The organism is Paenibacillus sp. sgz302164 (assembly GCF_056120505.1).
Genome location: NZ_JBVYOL010000009.1, coordinates 239856 through 264861, shown reverse-complemented (window position 1 = coordinate 264861; position 25006 = coordinate 239856). Strand labels below are relative to the sequence as shown.

Sequence of the window (25006 nt, the reverse complement as noted above, 5' to 3'; positions counted from 1 at the left end):
CGCCCGGTGTGAAGGAACGGGTTAGAGGAACCGTAGGGGACGCAGCCGCCCTTACCCAATCCACGCCTCTGCAGCCCTTAAATGGGGAGCACAAGGCGATTCGACAAGGAAAAAACCTGCAAAAGTGCAGGCTTCTTCCGTAAAAATAGTCCATTTTGGCGAAAAGCCTGCGATTGTGCAGGAATTTTCGGCTTAAATGAACCTAAGCCCGTGTTCGCGGCGAAAATTCCTGCACAATTGCAGGAATTTTTCGTGGCCAGCGTTTCAGCCGAGCAAAAACTGTACTTTTGCAGGTTTTCTCCCGCCATTAGTATGCAACCATACCTATCACGGTGGATTATCAGTAAGCCGTGCATACTTAAAACTCTGAAAACTATCGAACGATTACCATCATCTAAGACTTGACGCAGTACGGCAGGTTGTTGGAGCAGCTCTGGCGTGTGGGTTTCCGGGCAACGTGTTTTTGCCCCTGATGCCCTTGCCCACGAGTCATCCCTGCAAATTTGCGGTTTTTTCCAGATTTGAGGGTTTGACTTGGCCTGCAATAATTGGAAATTCCTGTACAGTTGGGGCATTTCCTCCTTCCTCCAAACGATCGATCCCGCCCGAAAAGCCTACACTTTCCAGGCTGTTGAGAAGAAAGTCCAATGATTCTTATTAAATGCAGGGGCACCGATTTAAACCGATCTGAGAGAGACGTCTAGGTCATCCTTTTGGTGACTGGAAACAGACATTTACCCAAAAAATATAACAAAAAAGCCCGAACTCGCTCCAAGCGGCTCAGGCATTGTCCAGTTTATGGCTAGTTCTCCTTTGTTTTCAACCAGTGGAACGGGTTCGTATTGAAAAAAAGGTTCGGGTTCACCTGTACATTATGCGCCCAGAACGTAAAATGCAAATGCGGCCCCGTCGAAAATCCCGTCGTTCCGACGAGCCCGATGATGTCGCCCCGCTTCACCTTGTCCCCCGTCTTCACGCGCAGCTCGGAGAGGTGGGCGTACTGCGAGAACAGCCCCATCCCATGATCGATATAGATGGAATTGCCTGTAAGATACAGGCTGTCAGCCAGCGCTACCACGCCGTCGTTCGTGGCCTTGATCGGCGTCCCTTCTTTGGCCGCCAGGTCGATCGCGAGATGCGAACTATCGTATTTGCCGTTCACATAGCGGGTGTAACCGTACGGCGTCGTCAAAATCCCTTCGATCGGCTGAATGAAATCGGACGAAAACAAAAACTCCGCGGACGACTGGCTGCGCGCCAGATCAATCTTTTTCTGATCCGCCTGGATGCGCTGCGTATCCTGTTTCATGCTCTCCATCTGCTTCGTTACTTGAAGATACTGGGTTTCGAACTTCTTCGCCTGAACCGTAAGCGTCTGGTCGCCGATCGGGTATGTGCCCGGTTTGGCCTGCATCGTGATCGGCAGGTACGTGAAATAGCCCGCTCCGTAGGCTTGCAGCTTGTACGTTTTGCCCAGCCACTCGACCTGCCCCGGTCCGCTATGCCGAACCAACACGACATCGCCTGGCGACGCCGTGTTCGGAAGCAAGGCCCATAGCGGGCTCATGGCAGCCTTGGCCGTATTCGCCGAGGCGTAGAGCACGCTTTCCTGCTTGAGCTTGCTCATGCGGCTCCGTTCTTCCTGCATAACCGCGCGAATATCCGCCGTAACTTCGCTGTGCCAGGTCTGCCCGCCATCCGTCGTCACCAGCAGAGGCGGCTGAAAATCCTTGGCATCCGTCAGGAGAGCCCACCCGATCTTCGCCGTCAAAAATTGCGACTGCTTGACGGAATAAGTCTTGGCCCCCAGCGTAATCGTCACCGGCGGTTGGGGCGAAATCAGCTTCCCGTCCGCTCCCGTCTGCATCAGCTCGTCAAGCAGAGAATCCGGCGCTTGTGTCCCCGCGTTCTCCGCTTCCGGCTGCGCTTCTTCCGCCGGCACGTCAGCCGCGGCCTCCTGCCAGTGGACCCCGCCATCCGCTGTCGTCATCGTTCCATCGGCGTACTTCAGCCATCCGCGATCGAAGTCTGCCATATGAAAACTGACTGCCTCCCGCGGAGGCGGAGTCGGCGATGCCGAAGGCTCCGCACTCTGCGAATGCGTCTCCTGTTTCCAAAAAGGCGCTTCCATCATCATGCCACCGCCAAAGTAAATGACGGCGCACGCCGCGATAAGGCTGACACCGGTCAGAATCAGCCAATATTTCGGTGATTTCAACAATGAAGTGCGGCGCTCCGGGCGCGCATTGCGTGGTGGAGTCATTTCGGCATCCTTCCCTTATCGGCTTCCTGTCTGTTATGTGCTAATGATAACACAAAACCCGGAGACATTCGCGTCCCCGGGCCGTTAAATTCCTCAGCGGTCAGACTTCTAGGTCTGCGCGCCTTTTTTGAGAGATTTTTGATACATGCTCGTATTCATATTCGTAAGCAAAGGAAGCAGCCTCTCGCTGCGAACCATAACGGAATGACAAAGGGGACAGGTCGGCACGGACTCAAATGTAAAGTTATCGCGCATCCAACCTTTACAGCCTTCTTTTTCACAAGACCATACCGGCGTATTTTCTACAGGCAAATCTTCTAACGATCTTTTCCTGGAATACATGATATCGCCCCCCTAAAATGAAAAAACCGCCCTTACACGGTGTTAAGGGCAGTTTAATTTCAGCTTACAGCTTTACTACGTTCTCAGCTTGTGGTCCGCGGTTGCCTTGAACAACGTTGAACTCTACGCGTTGGCCTTCATCCAAAGTTTTGAAGCCGTCGCCTTGAATCGCGCTGAAGTGTACGAATACGTCGTTGCCGCCTTCTACTTCGATGAAACCGAATCCTTTTTCTGCGTTAAACCATTTTACTGTACCTGTTTGCATGGTCATACCTCCAAAATTAAATTAACATGTTATTTTAATTCTCCAAGAGAAATAAAAAATTCACACATTGCAAAAGGCTCCATCTCACAAATGTTATCCCTTTGCAATATGTGAATCCTATTTACACCTAATTGTATTTAATCATACCACATCATGTTTGGAAATACAATTGCCTGGAAAAAACTTTCGTACAATTTTTTTGAAACAGCGAGATCAACCTGAGCGCCCCCGTACAAAGGCAGGCTTATCCTCGTTCATCAAGCCCTCCGACGCGACGAAAAAAAGGGTGGCCGCTCCTTTACCCCTGCAAGGGGATGGGGGTCGACCGCCGCCATGCAGCTACGCCGCCCGAGATTCGCATACGTTAGCTCGAAAAACTCGCCCCCTGGAGCCGCATTTCCCTGCCTACGCGCAAAAAGCCTGCAGAAATACATCTTTTTGCCACCGTAATACGCATGATTCGGATAATTCCTGCAAATCTGCAGGAATTCCACCTACACTGCACGCTCAACCCTCACTTTAGAGATAAATTCCTGCACATTTGCAGGCTTTTCCCTGAAACGGGGTGGCTCCACCGAAAAAAACTGTATTTTCGCAGGTTTTTTACGCTGCCCAGGGCCCGTGTACGTCTATCGAGACGGGTCTGCCCGCTCTTCGCGCTCAACCCCCACTTCAGGGATAAATTCCTGCACATTTGCAGGCTTTTCCCTAAAACGGGGCGGCTCCACTGAAAAAACCTGCATTTTCGCAGGTTTCACAGCTGCCGGGAGTCCGCGAACGCCTTTCGCGCCTCATCCCAACCGACTTTGGCGCCCAGCGCTCCTCGTGCGCCGCTCTTCGCGCTCCGGCGCGACAAAAATTGCACCGCGCGAACTCCCAGCGCGCGCGGTCGACGCAGACCGCTTGCCCCCCAGGTGGGGGACAGCGCCGCTTATACCCGCTTCCCTTGCTTGGCCGGGAGCACCCTTCCTGTGCTCGGAATTTTCCGTTTGCCCAGATTGGTGCCGACAATTCCGGCAATAATAAGCACAGCGCCTACGAGATGAAAGTAAGCCAGCTGTTCGTGCAAAAAGATTACACCGGCCGATACCGACACCAGCGTCGATAAATGCGAAAATACGCTCATTTTGGAAGCTTCCAGATGGGACAGCGCATAATTCGATAACAGTGAAGTGACGATGGAGGACAGAAGACCCAGATACAGAATCGACAAGACGAACACAGGACTTGCAAAAGGCGTGAAATATTGCGTGATCGTTCCTGCCGATATATGCTGGACGACGGAAACGGCGTTGAAAAAAACAAAGGCAAAGGCGATCATTACATAGGTAATTTCCTTATAGCCGAATTGCCGGAGCAGCTTTTTGCCCAGCACGTTATAGCCTGCCAGGGATAGTGCGGATATCAGCAGCAGAATGGAACCGATAGCGTTCGTCGAGTGCAAATTCACACCTTTCATGGCAAAAATAAATACGACTCCCGCGACGGAAACGACGACGGACAGCTTTTGCAGCGCAGAGGTCTGCTCCTTTATCAGAAACGCAGCGAGAATCATCGTGAAAATCGGCACGGTGGCCTGAATAATTCCCGCTTCCGAAGAAGTCGAATATACGAGGCCGAACACTTGCAGCGTAAAGTACGCGGCCGGGTAAAACAGGGCTAACGGCAGTATCGCGAGCACATCCCTGAGCTTGATGTTCAAGCGCACCCATCCCAATGCCACAGGAACGGAAGCGGCTATGAAGCCGACCGTGAACCGATGCGCCAGCGCATTGAGCGGGTCGGCCGCGGTTAACGCCATTTTCAGAAATAAAAATGATAAGCCTATGATAACGCTAAATGAAACAGCGGCGAGGTAAGCTTTTGTTTTGGTTTTAGTCTCCATACCATTTCTCTCCTTTTCGTAACTTAAGAAATCGAATCGCTGCGGTTCCGGTCGGGATGACTTCATAGTAACTCTCAGCCTTGTGTGTTACAATGCAAGAAAAGAGCATCTGTACCGATACAGATAAAAGGATGGGGAGTGATTGTGTATGCACAAATACATGCGGCTGCTGAACGATCTGGAAGCTCTCATTGCCGAACGTTCGTACCAGGACGGGCAAAAGCTGCCGTCGATCCGCGAGCTGGCGGGGCAGTACGGCTGCAGCCACAGCACGATCATTCGGGCACTCGGCGAATTGGAGCGGCAGCATCGCATCTACGCGGTGCCCAAGAGCGGATTTTATGTCGTCAAAGGCGCCGCGGCCGGCGAACCGTCCTCCGGCTTGATCGATTTCGCCGCCTCTGCGCCCGATCCCGATGTATTTCCGTATCTGGATTTTCAGCATTGCATCAACAAAGCCATTGACACATACAGGAAAGACCTGTTCATATACGGCACATCCCGCGGCCTCTCATCGCTCATCGCCATCGTTCAAAAACAGTTAACGGACTATCAGGTTTTTGCCAAAGAACGCAACATCGTTATCGTATCCGGCGTGCAGCAGGCGTTGTCTTTGCTGAGCAGCGTCCCTTTTCCCGGCGGAAAAACCAAAATTGTCATCGAACAGCCCGGCTATCATCTATATATCGAGCATTTGGAGCTGTACCGGCATGAGGTCGTCGGCATCCGGAGAACGGCGGAAGGCATTGATCTGGATGAGCTGGAGCGGATTTTCAAGGCCGGCGATGTGAAATTTTTTTACAGCATGCCCCGGTTTCACAGCCCTTTGGGCACTTCCTACAGCAAGCAGGATAAGAAGCGAATTGTGGAATTGGCGCAAAAATACGACGTTTACCTCGTCGAAGATGATTATTTGGCCGATCTGGAGCAGGACAGCAAAGCCGATCCGCTGTATGCTTACGACACCGCTTCGCGGGTTATTTATTTGAAAAGCTACGCGAAAATCATTTTTCCCGGCCTTCGCATCGGTGTGGCTGTCGTGCCGGATGCGCTGGCCGAAGCGTTTGCCCGCTACAAAAAACTAATCGATATCGACAGTTCGATGCTGTCTCAGGGCGCGCTGGAAATCTATTTGAAAAGCGGCATGTTCGAGCGCCACCGGCAAAAAATCCGCGCCTCCTACGCGCGCCGGGCCCGGCTGCTCTCTTCGGCCCTGCAGGAGCAGGACGTGCTGGAACGCTGCTTCCGCCCGTCGGCGCAGCCGTGCATACATACGCACATCGTACTGGATGAGCGGGTATCGATACCGGGACTCATCCGGTCGATGAGTAAAAAAGGCGTCGTCCTGGAACCTGCCGACAAGCATTATTTGTCCTCTTTTCGCAAGGAGAACATGTTGAAGCTCAACGTATCCAACGTCAAGGAGGAAGATATCAAGCCGGGCATCGCCATTATAGCGGAGGCTTTGAGGCGGTAATCCGCAGATGTCGCACCGCTCGCAGCGCGCGGTGTCGCGCAGCATGGCAGAGGTCGTCGACCAGATGTCGACATTTGCCGGGAATCTTCTCGGGGGTTGCAAAGTTCAGGAAATTGCTGTAAACTTGATTTTGTGATTGGTCAATCAATAACAACTTACTAAGACGCAAAGGAGTGCCTATCATATGGTCAAAGGAGCCACATCGGTTAGCCGCCGCGCCGAGATTGTCGCCGCCGCAATCGAAGTGTTCGCCGAAATCGGCTATTACCGGGCTACGACAGCCCAGGTGGCGGAGCGCGCGGCCATCTCGCAGCCTTACGTTTACCGCTTCTTCACTAAGGAATCGCTGCTGGTGGAAGCGCTGGAAGTATCTTGGCAGCGAATTATGCTAGCGTTTCAACGCGTGATCGATTCCACTGCGCCGGAGCAGTTGGAAGAAGGCTTAATCAGAGCCTACGAGGATGTCATGAGCTCACACCGCGATGAGATTCTGCTGCAAATGCAAGCGCAGGCCATGCGTGAAACGCCTGTCCGCGATGTGATGCGGGAGTGGATAAATCAGGTGAAACAGCTGGTACAGAGCGCTTTTGAGCAGGCCGGCATCCCGGATGCGCCTGCTAGAACGTCGGATTTTTTGGCAAGAGGAATGCTGTGCAACGTGTCGATGGCGTTGGATATGCCGGAATTGATGATAAAGAGATAGCAAAATTTTTTTAATATATTGTAATTGATCAATCAATAACAAAATTTTGAGGGAGGAAGAGTATGAAAAAAGCAATTGTTTTGGGTGCGACAGGTGGAGTTGGCAATCCGTTGACGGCAGAATTGGTGAAACGGGGGATTGAAACGGTAGCGTTTGGACGGTCCGCGGACAAATTGAAAGAGCTGGCCGAGGAATTGGGAAATCCGGCGCTGCTGAAGCTTGAAACCGGAGATGCCTTCAATCCGGACTCAATCGTGAAAGCTGCCGGCGGGGCGGATGTCATTTTCCAAAGCGCTAACGTGCCGTATAACGAAATGGAGTCCCGGCTTTTGCCGCTAGGGGAATCCGTGATGAAGGCTGCCGAAAGCATGGGCGCGAAGGTCGTCGTCGTGGACGGCATCTATCCGTATGGCAGAAGAACTATGGATAAGGCGACCGAGGAACATCCCAAGCGCCCGCATACCCGCAAGGGGAAAACGCGCCTGGCCTATGAAGAACTCATATTCAGTCCGCGCTGGCGCAGAGCGCAGCCGCTCATTGTACGCCTCCCGGATTACTACGGGCCGTCAGCGCAGGCGTCGTATCTCAACGTAACGATGGAAGCGATCGCCGCGAGCAAACCGGCTGCCTTCATCGGGAATATGACGATTCCGCGCGAGTATGTCTACCTGCCTGACGCCGCACGCATGATTGTGGAAATCGCCGGGCGTCCCGAATCCTACCGGCAAAATTGGCATATCCCCGGTCCAAGCGTCATCTCGGGGCGCGAAATAGTGCGCATCGCGCAGGAAGCGAGCGGACAACGCAAGGCGGTCATGCCGCTAGGACGCGTCAGTCTTTCTTTGATCGGGCTGTTCAATCCCGTCATGAAAGAGATTGTGGAAATGCTCTACCTCACCGAGGAGCCCTTTATTCTGAGCGGGGAAAAATATGAGCGCACGATCGGGCCTATCGCTTGGACACCTCATGAACAGGCTATCGCAGAAACCATTCACAGCTTGATGAAGCGCGATCCGCGTTAATTCCGGTTTTTCCTTTTTCGACCCTGTATGTGTCGAAGGAGAGGAATCCTGCTAAATTTGTCGAAATGGATACGAGGATGAATATTATTCCAAATTATCCGAAAAAGCAGGTGTCATCATGAAACTCCCAGGTCAGAGACGCTCGTCCAAAAGCGAAGAGACCGCTCTCAGGTACCCTGAATCCGCCTCTCCCTCTGCAGATGGCCTTGCACCCATAAGCGGAGGTTTGTCCAATCCCGGAGCGCCAATCAACTACGCCCATATTATGCATTTGCAAAAAACGCAGGGCAATCGGGCCACCGCGCAATTCATGATAGCACGACAGCAACAAGGCAATTCGAAACCGGCGCTGCAAGCCAAGCGGCTGCCGAACGACGACATTCGTTCGTCGCATGCTCCTTCCGGCGCGATTCAACGCAAGGTAATGGTGGACGATAAGAATGAGGCTGATATAAACGACGTTCTCGAATACATGGATAAACACAGGATTACCGGCATGTCCGAAGAAGAATTGCAAGCCGAGCTCGATACAGAAAACGAAAACGAAGATGAAGAAATCAGCATCGCCGAATTTATAGATCGAATCGAACTCGGAGACTCGGAGGACATGGATACGGACGACGACGAATGGGATCCTGCCGCAGAAGCCAATGAGCCTTTGCTTCCGGAAGATGTGGATTCGTCCGCTGTACGCAAGGGATTAAGTTTTAATGCTGCGGCGAAAGGTTACATGAAAACGGATACGCTGAAAAATAAGAATGGCGAATACGTGTGTCATATTTGCAATAAAACGATCAAGAAAGGCGACGATATCGATATGGACCATTCGCCCCCCTGGAAAGAACGATTGGCGGTCTATCTCAAGGCAAAGCAGTTAACCGAGGATGATATAGACGAGCTAGACGGACCGGACATGAATTACCTGTATAACATGAGGGGCAGCGTCTTTGCACATTCCAGCTGTAACCGTGGTCACGCCGGGGAGCAAAATTACAAAGATATTTGGGGGACCTCCAAGAATTGGTATGAGCAAAATGGAGGGCTCTTTTAGTGGATCGAAAAAAAGTGTGGATCGAACGCAAGCAGCCGTTCTCGCAATCGTTGCTTTGGGATTTACAGCAGCATTATTTCCGCATGAAAGGCATAGAAGCGTGGCGCCGGAACGAGGTGCCGCATTATATTACGAATAACGCGGCGATCGCGAACAGCTATGCGGAAACCGTATTCGCCTTCTGGGCGGACCGACAAAGGATGAATGCAGACGATCCGGCGAACGGGGAACCGCTGTACATTTGCGAATTGGGTGCCGGAACGGGTCGCTTCGCACATTATTTTCTGAACCGGCTGCAGCTTCTTTGCTCACAATCCGGTGTCTCGCTGGACTCGTTCCGATACGTCCTGACTGATTTTGCGCGGCGAAACCTGGAGTTTTGGCGCGATCACCCGCGATTTCAACCGTTCGTGGAACAAGGCGCGCTGGATATGGCGCTGTTCGACGTTCGCAAGTCCGATACGCTGCGCTTGCAGTTCGGCGGCAGGACGATCGTGCCCGGTTCGCTTGCCCGCCCCTTGGTCGTGATCGCGAATTACGTGTGGGACAGCGTACGCCAGGACCTGTATCGCCTCAACCAAGGCAAGTGGTCGGAATGTCTGCTCTCGCTCGCTCTAAACGAAATACCGGAGCAATTCGATGCGGGCCAAATTCTCAGAAAGCTTAAGCATCGCTATGACTATGGAGATCCGATCCATGAGCCCGCCTATGCGGAGCCGGATTTTCTGGCGATGATGGACGACTACCGGCGCAGCTTGGCGGAGAATACGCACTTATTGTTTCCGGCGGAAGCACTGCGGTGCTTGCAGCGGCTGAACGCTTTATCCCGTCGGGGATTGATGCTGATATCCGGCGATAAAGGACATCATCGGCTTGCCGATATACAAGGCAATCCGCCTCCTGCAATCGTGCGGCACGGCAGCTTTTCGCTAAACGTCAATTTCCATGCCTTCCAAGCCTATTGCGAACGGATCGGAGGAGCCGCGTTATGCCCGGATCGCCAACCTGCCGGCATTCATGTGTCCGCATTCCTGATGCTACCCCAGGCCTGCGAACATCGCGAGACCATCGATGCCTACCGCAGACACATATCCGATTTCGGTCCGGACGACTTTTGGAGCATCGTTAAACAGCTCCACTCTCAAACCGCCGAGAAATCCGCGGAGGAGATACTCGACTTTGTGCATTGGAGCGGTTGCGACAGTCCGGCGTTCAGCCGCTTTTTGCCCCGTTTGACCGAGCTTGCGCCGACCTTCGGACCGGTCCTGCGCCGACGCGTACTCGACGCGATCGAACAGGTGTGGAAGCTGTATTATCCCATCGGCGAAAAGCTGGACTTGGCGTATGCGATCGCCGGTTTGCTATACGCCATGGACGAATACGAAATGGCTTTGATCTACTTCGAACATTCGGTTCGTCTCTATGGCAAACATACGGAGACGATGTACAATATGGCTGCCTGCTGCAAGATGTTGGGACGACGAGGTCAGGCGAGAGAACATCTGAAAGAGGCACTGGAGCTCGATCCGTCCAACGCGTATGCGATGAGGATGCTTGCGGAGTGGGGTTAAAGGCCCGGCTTTTATTCAATACGTCATTCGCTCGCGGCACGATTGCTCCAGACGCCATCTCAGCTCCGGCGCCGCCTTATCCAGAATTGTCTGGAACATACTGCGGTGAATGGTCAAGAACGTACACGGCGTCATCGTTCGGATCGTAGCGTTTCTGGGTTGTGAAAGCATAAGCGAGACTTCTCCAAAATGGTCTCCATCCTCCAGAACGGCGACCCGTTCCTCATCCCCGGTATCCATCCTCGGCTTGAGCACCTCGATTTGCCCGCGAACGACGATGTAAAATTTATCTCCTTCGATACCGTATTTAACTACCGTCTCTCCGGCCTGCATAAATTCCGTGCCCAAGTAATTGCATACATATTCGAGAAATGCATCGTCCATTCCGTCAAACAGCGGAATTTTTTTCAACCGATCCACATCGATTTTGGCGTTCCGTCCGTCGCTGCTTACAAAGAAGCCGCTTTGCTTGTTCCACAACATGCGGTACAACTCGCAGTCCGCAAGCAGTTCCTCATGCGTTCCGCCTTGGACAAGCCTTCCGCCATCCATCAGATAGATGATATCGGCATCTGCGACCGCAGCTAACCGGTGCGTCACCTGAATAACCGTCTTCGAGCCTGACAAAGCGCTGATCGTCCGATTGATAAACATTTCGCTCTCCGGATCCAACGCGGAAGTCGCCTCATCCAACAGGATAATGCTCGGATCGCGAACCAATGAGCGGGTAATTGCGATCCGCTGCTTTTGTCCCCCGGATAAGGCATGGCCGTTCTCTCCGCAGTTCGTCAGGTAACCTGCCGGCAAGCCGGTTATCCATTCGTGAATCCCCGCCGCTTTGGCCGCCTCGATCACTTCCGCATCCGAAGCTCCGGGTTTTCCCAATTTAATATTATCGAGAATGGACAAATTCATTAATTCCGCATCCTGCGAAACATAACCGATGGTGTTCCGCACAGAATCAGCCGATAAGAGGCTGGCATCTTTGCCATCGAACTCCATTTTTCCTTCAGTCGGCTCGTAAAATCCCATCAATAAATGGACAAGCGTACTTTTGCCCGATCCGTTTCTCCCGATAATCGCCGCATAGCTGCCTGCCGGCACTTCGAGATGAACCTCTTCGACAGCCGTTTGTTCGGACGAATAACTAAAGCTTACACCGTGAAAAGCGATTCCCTGTTCGACCTTATGCAGTGGAACCGCCGCTTCCCGGGGAAGCGCCGCTTTTTCCCGCGGTTCGTTCAGCAAACTTTCAATCCGCATGTAGCTTGCAGCCGCCAAAGTTAGCGAAGGCAAATTTTTGATCAACTCTTTGACTTGTTGGCTGGTGGCGAGAAACAGGCTTTGAAACGCAATCAGCTCGCCGACCGAGATGTAATCCCGCATAGCCAAATAAGACCCGGCCATCACCGCCGCGATATTAAAAAACAGCAAAGAAAGCGATACGGAAAGGGGAGCCGCCTTATTGGTGAGCAGTGTTCGTATAGCCAATGGGCGCAGCGCGTCCGCGGCCTGTTTCAGCCGGTCTTTTTCCCAGCCTTTCAAATTATAAGCGCGAACCGTTCTATGGACGGCCAAATGCTCATGAATATGCTCAAGCAGGATAGTCTGCCTGGATTTTAACATGTCATTTAGCAGGACACCCTTTCTGCCGAAATAAATAGGGAGAATAAGCGACAGCAGCGTGCCAAATAATGATAGGATGGCAAGACTCCAGTGGAGGAGCCAGGCAGTCAATCCCGTGTATACCAGAATGGACAGCAAAGCGTAACACGCCGGCACTACGGACAAAAAAGCGGCATGCACAGCATTCAAATCCGTCGTAAATCTCCCGATCAAACTGCCTTTGCTGACCCTATCGTAAAATGATACCGGGAGCTGCTGGAGATGCCCGAACATGTCTTGGCGAATGTCGCTTTGCATCGATACCGAAATTTTGGACATCCAGTATTCATACAAAAACTGACAAATCAAGTAAACTGCATAACCGAAAAGCAGCGACAAAAATAACACAGCCAAAGCATCGTATTTTTTCTCATGAATGATCTGGTCAATAAAATACTTCAAGCTTAACGAAAAAAAAGAATTGAAGGCCATTGCCGCCAACATACAGCACAAAATGCCGCCGCTATAAGCCTTGTACTTCCAATATTGCGATAAAAAATAGTTGCCGAGCGCTGCCATATTCATTTATGCCTCCAGCCGATATTCGAACCGGACATTCATTCCCGCCTTTGTCATCGAAGCCGATTCTACAATAGATTAAACGAATGTGTCTTAGAGTTCCATACCTGAAAAGGGGTATTTTTTATTTTACGGCTGTGAAATCGTGCATAATACAAAATAACTCGTCCGGTGTCAAGGTTTTGGCACTCAGCAATTTCTCATCAAATTCTAAGAATGGCTGATTATGCTAGACTGGGCTTGACTTCCCTCTTTCCTTAGTAAATATTAGGACATCCCATCTGTGCTATGGTGATATCAGGTAATAACCTAACACCACGATCCAGAAGGAGGACGTCCAGTCATGCAATTAATGAAGAACAACCGCCTTGGCAAATCGTTAGTGGGGATAAGCCTCAGCCTTTCCTTGCTTGCTTCGGGAAGTCTGCTGATGAATCCGCAATCCGCTCATGCCGCAACCGTGAAAGCCGCTTCAACTTCCGCCAGCACTCAAGCGGATCGAATTGTCAATACGGCAGAATCGTATATCGGAAAAGTAAAATACAAATTTGGTGTCAGAGATACCCAACATCTGATTTTGGACTGTTCCTCTTTTACGCAAATGGTTTTCAAGCAAAACGGAATTTCGATTCCATGGGGATCGAGAGCGCAAACCTCAGTGGGAACACCTGTTACTAACAAAGCCAATCTGAAAAAAGGCGACCTGGTCATGTTCAGCGTACACACGCCGGGCAAAATTAACCACGTCGGCATCTACATTGGAAACGGCAAGTTCATCAGCAATACTCCCGGCTCCGGTGTCTCCATTTCCGACCTGAACTCCGGCTATTGGAAAACCAGATTTATTACAGGCCGCCATCTGTAAGACGGCTGAATCAAGAAAAACGGCTCTTGCACACCAGCGGTGTGGACAAGCGCCGTTTTTTTGATTTCTTCCCAGTTTGGGAGCTGAACTTGCAAATATTTATTGCGTTCGTTATCATACAGAATGAACGTTCAGTATTTTTTTGGCGCGATTAGCCTAATCTATCATCCATTGAATCGGAGTGAAGCCAGTGAACAAAAAACAACTGCAAAGCGAGCAAACCAAAAAGCGGGTTGCCGATGCTGCAAGAGCTCTTTTTGTGCAAAAGGGTTACACGGCTACTTCCATCGAAGATATTGTCGAAGCGACGGGCAGCAGCAAGGGGAATATCTACTATCATTTCAAAAGCAAGGAAGGTCTGTTTCTTTATTTGATAGACGAGTGGGACAAGGAGTGGGAGCGAAAATGGGCGCAGAAAGAGCCGCTCTACAAAACGACAACAGAGAAGCTGTACAAGATGGCCGAGCAAATGGTGCTTGAAGATTTAAATCATCCTCTCACCAAAGCGGCGGATGAGTTTTTCAACAATGAAGCGAAGACAAATGAAGTGGAAGAACGAATTGCCGATATGGTGGCAGGGCATGTTAAGTTTAATCAAAAACTGCTGCAGCAAGGCATCGATGCCGGCGAGTTCAAAGAGAACCAAGCGGAGAGCCTTGCCGTTATACTCGAAAGTTTGGTTTTCGGGCTCAGTCAGATGTCTCGAAAACAAAGCAGGGAGGACGCGCTGGCTCTTTATCATTCGGCGATTAAAGTGTTTCTATACGGGATTGCGAAGGATCCCGGATGATTTGGATGTATTTGTAAGTTATTAGTGCGAATAAATTTTTAAGATTAATATAAAACGAATGTTCAGTATATTTGGAGGTTTTTTTCATGTCATTATTAATAAAAAACAAGGGAGCCCTACTGCTGCTAATGATCAACCTGTTCCTGATTTTTACGGGAATCGGTCTCGTCATTCCAATTATGCCCACTTTTATTGACGAACTTCATATCGACGGAAGTACAGTCGGCTTGCTGGTTGCAGCTTTTTCGCTGACTCAGCTGTTATTTTCCCCTATGGCCGGTAGGCTATCCGATACTTTAGGCCGGAAAAAGATTATTGTCGCCGGCATGGTCATTTTCGCCATCTCCGAACTGATATTCGGAATCGCCAGTTCGTCTTTTCTTCTTTATGCGTCGAGAATGCTGGGAGGGATCGGCGCCGCGCTCATCATGCCTGCGGTCATGGCCTATACGGCCGATGTTACTTCCCCGGAGGAGAGGGCCAAAGGAATGGGATTCATTACTGCGGCGATAACGACCGGTTTTATCATTGGCCCCGGGATCGGGGGATTCATCGCTGAATTTGGAATCCGCGTGCCCTTTTACGCAGCGGCGGCGGCCGGCGCTGTTGCGGCAATCATCACGGCGATCGTTTTGTCCGAATCGCTGCCGGCAGGACGGTCCGCAGAGCCCGAACCTATGCAAGTGAAGAAACAGAGCCTGATGACGCAATTGCTGCATTCATTCCGGGCACCCTACTTTTTGAGCTTAATCATCGTGTTCGTCACTTCTTTCGGGCTGGCGAATTATGAGACGGTTTTCGGGCTTTTTGTAGACCGCAAGTTCGCTTTTACGCCAAAAGACATCGCCTTTATTATTACATTCGGCTCCGTAGCCGGCGCCGTTGTGCAAGCAACCGCATTCGGCTGGATTTTGAACCGGTTCGGATCCGGTAAAGTGATTTCCTTCTGTTTGATCGTAGCCGCCCTGTCCGTGCTGCTGACGCTTTGGGTGAACAGTTACTGGACGATCATCGCGGTTACTTTTATCGTATTTTTGTCTATCGACATTTTGCGGCCGGCCATCAGCACGCAGATGTCTCATATGGCCCAGGAGCAGCAAGGTTACGTGGCAGGCCTGAACTCGGCTTACACCAGCCTGGGGAATATAGCCGGACCGATTGCTGCGGGAATTCTTTTTGATGTCGACTTGAATTATCCGTATTTATCGGCTTCCATTGTTCTAATGCTATGTTTCCTTTTATCCATAAGAGCAAGCAGGGGCGGCAGAGCTGCTTCGAAACTTGAAGTTTGAGCGGCGGAGACATCGACAATTTCAATGCGTTCTTTTCCAAGCGTCGAATCTGTTGTTTCCATGGTTCCGCTCCTTGTCGGATTATCGGCAGAGCGCTTTTTTAAAATACGATTCTTTGGAAAACCAGAAATATGCGGTTTGCAGGGGCACGTTTTATTGTCTGGCGGCTTCCGCGCCCCAAAGCAGTTTGCCGGCCTCAAGCTTGGATACCCCGGATACGTCGCGGGCCGGATCTTTTTGGGCAATTGCCTCCTTCTGCGTCCTAGTTGCAGGCTCATTCCGGATGATCGCATCCAGATTGTCGTAAGCGACTTTCCGCGCTAGCTCCTGATCGCCTAACCGGTCGATCAATTGATACATCGCCTCAATCGCCGCCTCCTCGCCGGCCAGCCCAAACCCGGAATCAGTGCTCAGCATGAAGCGATCCGGGAACTGCTTCATGACGGGCACGAAATCTTCCAGCTTGTTCGCGCTCTCCGGGTTCAACGCTGTGGTCCCCGAACAGGACGACCCGATCCACCGAAGTCCGCTTCCATGTGTCCGCCATATGGGCGTAGTTCCTTCCGCCGGCATCATGATTGTGCACATCGGCCAGCCGCAGGGCACCATACTGCCGGACGAGCTCGTCCAGGCTTTTTTTCGCGGCTGGCGCTTGCTGGGCTCCCGCCTGTACGGGTGGGGCGCCGGGCGCTTGCGCTGTCGGGGTGCCGGACGAGGTGGCAGCCGCTTGCATCGGCGATTTGCTGGCCGGTTGCACGGGCGCTGGGCTGGACGTTTGCTCGGGCAGGGTGCCGGCCGAATTCGTTCGGCCCTCCTCACTCCCTGCGGCCGCCAAATTCAGATGGCGGCGGCGACGGCGACTGAAAGCGCCGCACCGATTGTAATCGCTCTCATTTTTGGCATTTCCATTCCCACACTTCCAGTCAAATCGCATATTACCTACGCTATAGCACAATTTGGAAGCGGGCATTCCTGGGTTTTCCAGATCAGTTTCCACCGGCATGGGGTCTGACCACCCCGGCGTGCAGCGCCGCGACGCACGCCGGGAGAGGCAAGAACGAGAATAAAAGCACGGGTGGTGCTCACATGCTTCGTTTTGCCGCCAAAGACCGCGCAATCCGTTCTTGAAGCGGCTTGGCAAGCCGAAAAAACTGCAAAAGTGCAGGCTTTTTCGTTGGAAACGGCTTGTTTGGCGGAAAAGCCTGCAATTGTGCAGGAATTTCCGGCCACGGTAGGCTTGAGCGCGAGTTTGGGTGGTAAAGCCTGCACTTTTGCAGGAATTTTTCGCTACAGACATATTAGCGAGCAAAAAACTGCACTTTTGCAGGTTTTCTCCACGTTTCGCAGACTTTCTTCGTACTTTGCAGACTTTCTCCCGTGCTTTGCGGGCCTTCTCCGCTTTGCCAAGCAGCTAAAACAAACGACCGCGACTGCCCTTGCTCCTACAGCAACTTTAATCTCCCTTTTAATACCATATTTTTAATTTTAATCCATTCTCCTGGTAATCCGTACTGTTTATCATAATGATATTGGTAAAACCATCCAAATCGAAATGAATTGGAGGGTTATTGGATGGCTACTTGAGCCAAGCTGCGCTGTCCTGCGGACACATCCGTTAGACAAGCTCAAATGCCATTAAATCCCTCGCCATGGTGATCGGGCCTTCGTAAATTTCCCGCATCCCTTGCGTGTATTCGGCTTCCGCCTCTTCTGTGGCGGCCGGCGCGGGAATGTGGTGGGTGAGGACAAGGTGCCGAGCCCCTGCATCCCTGGCGATTTCGGCGACTTCCAGCGTAGTCGAGTGGTATTTGGCCGGGTTGGAGAGGCCGACAGCCTGCTCCGGGAATTTGGCGATGAGCGCATCCAGCCATGACTTGTTGTACGACTCGTGCACAAGCAGGTCGACGCCTTTGCTGTATTTGACCATATTTGCTACGGGGATCGTATCTCCGGAAATGACGACGGCTTTGCCCTTGTACTCGAACTTATAAGCCACTGCCGGGTAGACCGGCCGGTGATCGACTTCGAAGGCAGTAATCTTGATGCCCTCCCGGTCATAGACGACGCCTTCGTTGCTTTCAAAATAACGAATGTCAGCCCCGGCGCCGGACGAGACGTTGTAACTGACCCGCAGATTCGCGTCAAAATCGAACGACTCTCTCATTTTGCCGATAATGGCTTTCGTGGTCGTCGGCCCATACACGTTCATCGGCCCTTTCCGCCCCTCGAACACCCGATCCGCGGTCACATGGGTACGCCAGCTCGTAATGAACACATCAAAAAATCCGGAATTATGGTCGCTGTGATGGTGGGTAAAAAGAACGTCGGAAATTCGTTGCGGCATGATGCCCGCCCTGATGAGCTGGTCTACCGTCGCGCCTCCGCAATCGACCAGAAAAGTTTGGTCTCCGGCCAGAACGGCAACGCCCGCTTTGGCTCTTCCGTAAAAGGCGCGGGGCGTACCCGTGCCCAAAATGACGATTTTCAGATGATCGTGATAACCCGGCAGTAAGTTTTCTTGCGGTTGAATTTGCAAAATGAACGACCTCCATCAGTACTTTTTGGACTCGATTACTTTTCTTTTTTCACTTCATCCAGCAGGGACAAATCGAGAAATTTGCCGAAATCCAGCTCCTCCGCCTTCACGCCTTTGATATAGCCCGCATCGAACGAAGTTCTGGCCTGCTCATTGATGTCCTCCAAGGCGATCTCTTCGGTTAATTTCAAATGATCAAGCGCCGCCTTGATAAGTCCGGTTTCCATCCCTTTGCCAGTCAGCTGTTTCAGCTCGTCGCTGATCAGCGCATAGGATTTGTCCGGGTTCTGCTCAATGAAACGAATGCTCTCCAAGTTGGCTTTTACAGCTTTTTTGGCCAAATCCCGGTGCTCGCCAATAAATTTGTCGCTGGCTACGAGAATCGTTAGCGGGTAATTCCCGTTTTTCGGCGGGATTTTATCCCAATTCACGATGATCTCGCCGGTTCCTTCCCGGATCATTTGCGTGCCCCACGGCTCCGGCGTCAATGTCGCATCCACTTCTTTCTGGCGCATCGCCACCAGAGTATCTGCCGGAGCCCGCGTCACCACCTGTACGCCGGACGAATCGGCGGTCACTTTCAAGCCTTCCTGCTTGAGCAGCAAGCGGAGCGAGAGGTCGGGCGTGCCGCCTTTGGCCGGAACCGCCACCGTTTTGCCCGCCAAGTCTTTGACCGAGCGGATGCCCGCGTCTTTGCGCGCCACCAGCACCGCCCCTCCGTTGTTGACGCCGGAAATGACGCGGATATTTTTGCTTTTCAAATATTGATTAATGACGGGTCCCGGACCGACATATCCCAGGTCGATTTGGCCGGTAGCGATCGCGGTGGCGAAATCGGCGCCGTTGTCGAAGCCGGTAACTTCAATTTTGACATCTTTGCCGAAGCTTTGTTGAAAATAGTTGTTTTGCAGCGCAATAAATCCGGGAGCGTGAGTCACATTTTTTAAAATGCCGATTTTGACGGTCGTATTAGCCGCCGCTGCCGGAGCCTGAGCCGCCTCTTTGCTTTGTCCGCAAGCCGAAACGGCCAGCGATATGAGCAGCGCCAGACCTATAAGCCGAATTCTTTGTTTCATCCGTAATCCCCCTCTGAATGACTTATTGTTTGAGCTGAAACCGCAGCACAATCCGGTCTTCCAGCTGTTTGAAGCAAAAATGATCGGATATCGTCCCGATGACCGCAATCAGAATCACAATGCACAAAATGGTTGCCGTATCCCCCAGCCCGCGGCTGTCCTGCAGCATTTGGCCCAGACCCAAACCTTTGGCGATCAGCTCTCCCGCGACCAGCGCTCTCCACGCAAATGCCCAAGCGACGCGGATGCCGGTTATCCAGTGGGGAAACGCCGCAGGCAGCATGACCTGAAAAAACATGCGGAACCCGTTGCCCGCCCCCAGCATCCGAGCGGCCCGCAGATGAATCGGGGAAATATTCAGGATGCCCGTTCGGCTCGCCATGGACATCGTCCAGGTCGCCCCTATCGCCGTGATGAAAATAACGGAAGTATCGGTAAGACCGAACCAAATGATGGCAAAAGGCAGCCAGGCAATGCTCGGAACGGTTTGCAGCGCTACGACCAGGAAGCCGAATGTCTCATCCACATACCGGTAACGCGCAAACAAAAACCCGAGCGTCGTCCCCAGCACGATCGAAATCAGGAACGAGATCAGCAGGCGTCCAAGACTGGCAAGCACAGCGCCGAGCAAATGCCCCTGCGTAAATCCGTCATAAAAAGCTTGGAACGTCTGCATTGGAGAAGGAAACTTCCACCCCCACTGAAACATCCTAAATGCCAACTCCCATGCTGTCAGCAGAAGTATCAGGAACAGTATCCTTCTTAATGCTGTACTCATCTCCAAGCTCCTCTCTGACGACCTTCTCCAGCTCATCGGTTAGAGCCTCCATAATTTTATTTTCCAGGAAATGAATGAGCGGGTCCCCGCTTTGGTGCGGTCTCGCCGCTTGCACGAGAAATTGCTTTTTAATCGTGCCGGGCTGTGTCGACATCACGATCACCCGGTCGGCCAAAGTGACGGCTTCGCGAATGTTGTGCGTAATAAAAAGAATCGTTTTGCGCGTTTTCAGCCAAATTTCTTCCAAATCCTGCAGCAAAATGAACCGGGTCTGTTCGTCCAGCGCGGCAAACGGCTCATCCATTAGCAAAATGTCCGGGTCCATGACCAAAGCTCTGGCGATGGCTACCCTTTGCTTCATGCCGCCGGAAAGCTCATGCGGATAACGATCCGCAAATTTGCTCAAATGCACGGCTCGGATTTGTTCCATAGCGAGCGCGTACCGCTCTTTTTTGGCCATTCCCTTTTGCTTCAAGCCGAATGCCACATTATCGAGCACGGTCAGCCACGGGAATAAGCCGTGCTCCTGAAATACGACGATGCGGCCCGGGCCCGGCTCGCCGACCTTTTCCCCGTTTGCCGTAATCGTTCCGGCATCGGCGGCTTCAAAGCCGGCTATCAAGTTCAACAAAGTTGACTTTCCGCAGCCTGAAGGCCCTACAATGGCAACGAACTCGCCTTTTTCAATCGTTAACGAAATCCGGTCCAATGCCGTATACGGCTTGCCTTTGCGCTGCGCAAAAACTTTGCTCACATTATCAACGGTAATCATGCCGCCGCCTCCCCAGAGAATTCATATTAGATGTCGGAAAAGAACCGGCTCGGACGAAAGATGACGATCTTCTTTTTCGCATAGTCGATAAGCCCTCGTTCCCGCCATTTATTCAGCGTCTCCGTTACGGTTTGTCTGCTGCACCCGATGACGTACGAGATTTCCTCGTGGCTGAGGTGCACTTGCACCTCCAGCTTTTCGTCCGCCGGCTTGCCGAGCTGCAGCAAAAACCAGGCGAGCCTCCACGCCACAGGGCGGCAGATGAGCGTTTCAACCATTTTTTGCGTTTGCAGCAGCCTGCGCGCCCCGAGGACGGCCAACGAGTAGGAGAATTCCGCATTCTCCTTGGCCAGTTCTACGAACTTGCGCGAATCGAGCGTTATGATCCGGCTGCCGGTCAAACACCTGGCGTACCGTTTGCGCTTCAGACCGGTCAAAATCTCCGCATTGCCGAAAATGTCCCCCTCGTACCGCAAAAACAAAGTAATCCCTTGCCCCTCCTCGGAGGATTGGGAAATTTTGATTAACCCCGAGTCGACATAATAAGCGCCGTTCGGGGAGTCGTTCTCCTGGAATACAAACTCATTTTTCCTGTAGGCCTGGGGAGTCCCGTATTTCCGAAAAACTTCGACGATCGCTTCCTTGGCAGCATCCTTTTCCTGAAAATCCGCAATGTCGTTATACTGGTCCATAGGATGAATCACCTCATGCATGTTTGATCTGCCATCTTTTAAATACGAGTATTCCGATATGTTATTAATATATTATCATAAAAACGAACCTAAAAATGTCGGATACCCGACAAATTTTCGCGAAATTCAACGCAAATAAGGCCGCCCAGCAGGTCAACGACCCGATAGGACAGCCTGTTACATAACCTCAGCCGCAGGGGCCGGGTTAAATTCTCACTCTTTTCACCGTTCCCAGCGTGATTTCCACGTCATCGCCCTCGTACCACATTTGAAACAGGTAAACGAGAACCGATACGCCAAGCATCAGCAAGTACAACTGCAATTTGCTCATCGTTCCCAGCGACATCAGCCGCATGTTTTCAATGAACACGCCCAGGTCATACACAAAAACGGCGTCGACGATCACTTTCACAAGCGCATACAGCCAAAATCGACGGAACGTATACGTAAAAATCCATATCGTTCCCACCAGAATAGCGCAATAAACGACAGGAAAATCAATCACCTTGGACCACGTAAAAAGCGGCTTGTCAATCGTCCACCAATGATATGTCCAGGCGAGCTGACTGAGAATCGTATTGATGACGGTCACAAACAAAGCCGCTGGCACATACCTGCGAATCACTTTCCCATCCAGAAAAAACAGGGAGAGCCACGGAACAATCAGACAAGACCATAACACGATGTTAGCCGCCATGCATCGAACAACCCTTTCCTGCTGGAGTCATTAATGTTATGCTCTCCCATATCCCGGATGCTATTCCGCAAAACCGAATACCCCGCCGTCAGCCAATCCGGTCCGCCATGACGAATATGGAACAGATACCCACAACGCCAAAAAGGACACCCTCGGTGTCCTTCCTTCGGCTTGCTGCCTGTATAGAGATTATGCCTTGCCTTGCCCCATGATCAAGCTCAGCGTAATTTTTATATCGTTCTGCGTATCCAAAACGACGGTATGAGGGTTCTTCATGCCAAAATCGGCGAACGTCACGACCGTACTGCCTCCCAGGTTAATAACCCCTTGGTTGTAAACGGCATCGGTCTTGAACGTGACGTCTTTGGTTTTATCTTTAACCGTAAGGGTTCCCTTCATGTCAAAAGAAACCTTCTCCCCTTCTTTCCATTCCTTCGGGAAATTGTCGATCGACTTGAGCGTGAACTTGGCCTCAGGGAACGACTGCGCATTCAAGTAGTCCGCTCCTTTGATATGGCCGTCCCGTTGCGAATTGCCGGACTGCAGGGCATCGATGCCTACGGCGGCTTCCGCGCTCATTTTCGACGGATCGGTGGTGTTGATAACCCAGTTCCCTTTGACCGTGCCGTTTTCAAAATTTACCGTTTCCTTCGATGTAGTTACGGAAAAGTATACCTTCGAGTTCTGCTGAATGGTCCAGTCGCCGTTTAATTTTCCCGCATCTACCGCCGCCGAAGCCGCGCCGCCCTGGGAAGCCGCCGCGCTAGCAGGAACCGCCTCCTGAATCGTCACATGATTGCCGGCATAATAATCATAAGCGTAATAAGCTCCTCCCAATACGATAATCGCTCCTGCTACAACTCCCGCCACTTTTAGTTTCATCTTCATTCCTCCTATTTTTATCTCATGTACGTTTTTGGACTGAATCGGCTGTTTTGGAGTATCCCCTCCCCGAAAACTACACAACGTAGTGCATATTTGCAAAAAAATATTCACTTGCATCTTGCACACAATGCCCAGTCGTCAACACTACAATATGTAGTGCAGGAGATCGCCAAATAACTATACTCAGGACATTCTAGCAGCATTACCTGAAATTCAGATTAGAATAACCTTAATATAACATGAAAATACAATGATTTACAATCATAACAATTACCAAAAGAATATTGCGGCGGGGAATCGCTCCCCTGCCTCCACAGCCGGCTTACTTTTGCGTAAGCTTTTCTACAATAAATTGAAGTTCCGCTTCCTGCGAGATCGGGTCATTGGAATAAGAGCCCTTGGGGTCCATATTGAACACGCGGTTGTTTTTCACAGCCGGAAGCTCTTTCCAGATGGCGTTGCCATACACAATATTCGGATCGGCCGTATCGCCCGACCATGGGCTTGTGAAAATATAATCGCCCGCATATTCGGGAAGCTTCTCGAGCGAAATGGACGCCCATCCCGTTCCGCTGTCAATGGCTTCTTTCTGCACCGCTTGAGGCGCCTTCAGCTTGAATTCGCCGTAAAGGATCTCGCCGCCCCGTCCGAAATTATGCCCGAACACGTAAATGCCTTTCGCATAAGGATTCAGGATCGAAACGGTTTTATCCCCGACAGCCGCCTCCACTTTGGGCTTGCTTTCGGCAATTTTTTTATCCCAGGAGGCAATCCATTCTTTCGCTTTGTCTTCGTTGCCCGTCATTTTGCCGAATTCCAGAAGCTGCAATCGCCAATTGCGGAATACCCACAGGCTTGATGCCGAGCGCCAAAAAATCGCCCACATAGCTGGTCGCCAAAATAACGACGCGCTTCGGATGCTTCGGAACTTTGATTTCTCCGTTCGCAGCCGAATAAGTAATGGTTTCGCCGTCGCTCTCTGCGGTTTGAGCGGATGCCGGGGCTTCGGACGGCTTATTCCCGGAAGCGGAGTTCATCGCAGCGCCCCCGCACGCGGATAAAAGTCCTGCAAGCAAAAGCAGCATGGCTCCAGCCAGCAACCGAACCTTGTTTAATCGATGCTTGATCAAAGCAAATCCCCCTAAAATCTTGATTAATAATGATAATCATTATCATCAAAATTTTACACGCTGCGTCCCAGTTTGGCAAGCTTCGGACTATAAACAATGTTAACCCTAATGGAACCATGCCAAGAAGCCGCTAGGGATTCACATATTATATCATTGCAAATTGGAATTGAATCATTTATTATGGATAACATAGATCTATGTTAATAATAACCTTGAGAAGGAGGGGGGGGGAACATGCAGTTCTCCAAAAGTACAGATTATGCCCTACACGCCTTAATTCATCTGGGACACTCGGAGCGATGCAACAACGTCGGGATCAAGGAATTATCTGGGACACTTGGTGTTTCCGAAAGCTATTTATCCAAAATCATGTCCAAGCTGAGGCAGGATGGAATCGTACGTGCTGTTCCGGGAGTGAACGGTGGTTACGAGCTTGCACGGCCGGCGGATCAGATTACGTTTCTTGATGTGATTCAAGTGATTGAAGGAAGGCAGCAGCTATTCGAATGCTCGAATTCGAGTTCGCGGCAGCATCGGTTGTTAGCGGAAGAGGGGGCTGCACAGCGGGATCAGAAACGTCTGGAAAAAAACGAATGTTTGGTTGAGAAAGTGATGAACGGCGCGGAACAGCATCTGTACCAATACTTGCGGGAACATACGATTCAGTCGGTATTGGATAAGGCATTCAAGCGTTGCAACCATGAGGCAAACAAGAAGTAATACACTTCTT

The 25006-nt window shown here is 51.4% G+C and carries 25 protein-coding genes and 1 pseudogene; 10 read left to right on the top strand and 16 right to left on the bottom strand.

The annotated features are described in order from the left end of the window. Positions 1-77: 77 nt before the first annotated feature. The 5 genes from AC0LWT_RS17280 to AC0LWT_RS17260 all read right to left on the bottom strand — a co-directional run bounded on the left by AC0LWT_RS17280 (position 78) and on the right by AC0LWT_RS17260 (position 4755). Positions 78-575 (bottom strand): hypothetical protein, encoded by a 498-nt coding sequence (locus AC0LWT_RS17280; protein WP_474682494.1) that lies wholly within the window; start codon positions 573-575, stop codon positions 78-80. Between the two features lie 227 nt (positions 576-802). After that, positions 803-2263: a M23 family metallopeptidase gene (locus tag AC0LWT_RS17275; protein WP_474682493.1), complete on the bottom strand. Its 1461-nt coding sequence runs from the start codon at positions 2261-2263 to the stop codon at positions 803-805. 108 nt (positions 2264-2371) lie between these two features. After that, positions 2372-2605 (bottom strand): cold-shock protein, encoded by a 234-nt coding sequence (locus AC0LWT_RS17270; protein WP_474682492.1) that lies wholly within the window; start codon positions 2603-2605, stop codon positions 2372-2374. Positions 2606-2669: 64 nt separating this feature from the next. Then, positions 2670-2870, bottom strand: a complete 201-nt coding sequence (locus AC0LWT_RS17265; protein WP_054817005.1) for a cold-shock protein — start codon at positions 2868-2870, stop codon at positions 2670-2672. A gap of 931 nt (positions 2871-3801) precedes the next feature. Beyond that, the gene (locus AC0LWT_RS17260) at positions 3802-4755 is read right to left on the bottom strand and encodes a DMT family transporter (RefSeq protein WP_474682491.1); all 954 of its coding nucleotides are present in this window, start codon (positions 4753-4755) and stop codon (positions 3802-3804) included. A 148-nt stretch (positions 4756-4903) separates the two neighbouring features. Here AC0LWT_RS17260 and AC0LWT_RS17255 point away from each other — a divergent pair, with 148 nt between their 5' ends. From AC0LWT_RS17255 to AC0LWT_RS17235, 5 genes are all read left to right on the top strand, one after another. Then, the gene (locus tag AC0LWT_RS17255) at positions 4904-6232 is read left to right on the top strand and encodes an aminotransferase-like domain-containing protein (protein ID WP_474682490.1); all 1329 of its coding nucleotides are present in this window, start codon (positions 4904-4906) and stop codon (positions 6230-6232) included. Between the two features lie 184 nt (positions 6233-6416). Continuing rightward, positions 6417-6935 (top strand): TetR/AcrR family transcriptional regulator, encoded by a 519-nt coding sequence (locus tag AC0LWT_RS17250; protein WP_474682489.1) that lies wholly within the window; start codon positions 6417-6419, stop codon positions 6933-6935. Between the two features lie 62 nt (positions 6936-6997). Further along, a complete protein-coding gene (locus tag AC0LWT_RS17245) occupies positions 6998-7957 on the top strand; it encodes an SDR family NAD(P)-dependent oxidoreductase (protein WP_474682488.1) in 960 nt (319 codons plus the stop codon). Positions 7958-8075: 118 nt separating this feature from the next. Then, on the top strand, positions 8076-9008 hold the full coding sequence (locus AC0LWT_RS17240) for a hypothetical protein (RefSeq protein WP_474682487.1): 933 nt from the start codon (positions 8076-8078) through the stop codon (positions 9006-9008). After that, positions 9008-10579 carry a tetratricopeptide repeat protein gene (locus AC0LWT_RS17235; RefSeq protein ID WP_474682486.1) on the top strand — a complete coding sequence of 524 codons (1572 nt, stop codon included), beginning with the start codon at positions 9008-9010 and terminating at the stop codon, positions 10577-10579. The genes AC0LWT_RS17240 and AC0LWT_RS17235 overlap by 1 nt, the downstream gene beginning before the upstream one ends. A 15-nt stretch (positions 10580-10594) precedes the next feature. On the opposite strand, the gene AC0LWT_RS17230 is transcribed toward AC0LWT_RS17235, so the two are convergent. Beyond that, on the bottom strand, positions 10595-12769 hold the full coding sequence (locus AC0LWT_RS17230) for an ABC transporter transmembrane domain-containing protein (protein ID WP_474682485.1): 2175 nt from the start codon (positions 12767-12769) through the stop codon (positions 10595-10597). A gap of 337 nt (positions 12770-13106) precedes the next feature. Between AC0LWT_RS17230 and AC0LWT_RS17225 the strand changes: the two genes are divergently transcribed. The 3 genes from AC0LWT_RS17225 (at position 13107) to AC0LWT_RS17215 (ending at position 15710) form a co-directional block, all read left to right on the top strand. Beyond that, complete coding sequence (locus tag AC0LWT_RS17225) at positions 13107-13628, top strand: C40 family peptidase (protein WP_474682484.1); 522 nt, start codon at positions 13107-13109, stop codon at positions 13626-13628. Between the two features lie 190 nt (positions 13629-13818). Continuing rightward, positions 13819-14418, top strand: coding sequence for a TetR/AcrR family transcriptional regulator (locus AC0LWT_RS17220; RefSeq protein ID WP_474682483.1), 600 nt, complete (start codon positions 13819-13821; stop codon positions 14416-14418). 86 nt (positions 14419-14504) lie between these two features. Next, positions 14505-15710 (top strand): MFS transporter, encoded by a 1206-nt coding sequence (locus AC0LWT_RS17215; protein WP_474682482.1) that lies wholly within the window; start codon positions 14505-14507, stop codon positions 15708-15710. A gap of 153 nt (positions 15711-15863) precedes the next feature. On the opposite strand, the gene AC0LWT_RS17210 is transcribed toward AC0LWT_RS17215, so the two are convergent. Together AC0LWT_RS17210 and AC0LWT_RS17205 are read right to left on the bottom strand one after the other, a co-directional pair. Next, positions 15864-16127 (bottom strand): hypothetical protein, encoded by a 264-nt coding sequence (locus AC0LWT_RS17210; protein ID WP_474682481.1) that lies wholly within the window; start codon positions 16125-16127, stop codon positions 15864-15866. Next, positions 16114-16713 carry a hypothetical protein gene (locus tag AC0LWT_RS17205; protein WP_474682480.1) on the bottom strand — a complete coding sequence of 200 codons (600 nt, stop codon included), beginning with the start codon at positions 16711-16713 and terminating at the stop codon, positions 16114-16116. Before AC0LWT_RS17205 ends, AC0LWT_RS17210 begins: the two co-directional genes overlap by 14 nt. Before the next feature lie 93 nt (positions 16714-16806). Between AC0LWT_RS17205 and AC0LWT_RS17200 the strand changes: the two genes are divergently transcribed. Further along, entirely contained in the window at positions 16807-17193 is a 387-nt protein-coding gene (locus AC0LWT_RS17200) for a hypothetical protein (RefSeq protein ID WP_474682479.1), read from the top strand. Between the two features lie 132 nt (positions 17194-17325). On the opposite strand, the gene AC0LWT_RS17195 is transcribed toward AC0LWT_RS17200, so the two are convergent. The 8 genes and pseudogenes from AC0LWT_RS17195 to AC0LWT_RS17160 all read right to left on the bottom strand — a co-directional run bounded on the left by AC0LWT_RS17195 (position 17326) and on the right by AC0LWT_RS17160 (position 24273). Further along, the gene (locus AC0LWT_RS17195; RefSeq protein ID WP_474682478.1) at positions 17326-18246 is read right to left on the bottom strand and encodes an MBL fold metallo-hydrolase; all 921 of its coding nucleotides are present in this window, start codon (positions 18244-18246) and stop codon (positions 17326-17328) included. 35 nt (positions 18247-18281) lie between these two features. Continuing rightward, positions 18282-19322: an ABC transporter substrate-binding protein gene (locus AC0LWT_RS17190; protein ID WP_474682477.1), complete on the bottom strand. Its 1041-nt coding sequence runs from the start codon at positions 19320-19322 to the stop codon at positions 18282-18284. Between the two features lie 22 nt (positions 19323-19344). Beyond that, positions 19345-20031 carry an ABC transporter permease gene (locus AC0LWT_RS17185; RefSeq protein ID WP_474682476.1) on the bottom strand — a complete coding sequence of 229 codons (687 nt, stop codon included), beginning with the start codon at positions 20029-20031 and terminating at the stop codon, positions 19345-19347. A 1-nt stretch (position 20032) separates the two neighbouring features. Then, positions 20033-20872, bottom strand: a complete 840-nt coding sequence (locus AC0LWT_RS17180) for an ABC transporter ATP-binding protein (RefSeq protein ID WP_474682475.1) — start codon at positions 20870-20872, stop codon at positions 20033-20035. A 26-nt stretch (positions 20873-20898) separates the two neighbouring features. Next, entirely contained in the window at positions 20899-21564 is a 666-nt protein-coding gene (locus tag AC0LWT_RS17175; protein ID WP_474682474.1) for a Crp/Fnr family transcriptional regulator, read from the bottom strand. A 205-nt stretch (positions 21565-21769) separates the two neighbouring features. Continuing rightward, the gene (locus AC0LWT_RS17170) at positions 21770-22261 is read right to left on the bottom strand and encodes a hypothetical protein (protein ID WP_474682473.1); all 492 of its coding nucleotides are present in this window, start codon (positions 22259-22261) and stop codon (positions 21770-21772) included. A gap of 189 nt (positions 22262-22450) precedes the next feature. Further along, entirely contained in the window at positions 22451-23143 is a 693-nt protein-coding gene (locus tag AC0LWT_RS17165) for a YceI family protein (protein ID WP_474682472.1), read from the bottom strand. A 325-nt stretch (positions 23144-23468) separates the two neighbouring features. Next, a pseudogene (locus AC0LWT_RS17160) lies at positions 23469-24273 on the bottom strand (ABC transporter substrate-binding protein). Positions 24274-24510: 237 nt separating this feature from the next. Between AC0LWT_RS17160 and AC0LWT_RS17155 the strand changes: the two are divergent. Next, positions 24511-24996, top strand: a complete 486-nt coding sequence (locus AC0LWT_RS17155) for an RrF2 family transcriptional regulator (protein WP_474682471.1) — start codon at positions 24511-24513, stop codon at positions 24994-24996. Positions 24997-25006: the final 10 nt, after the last annotated feature.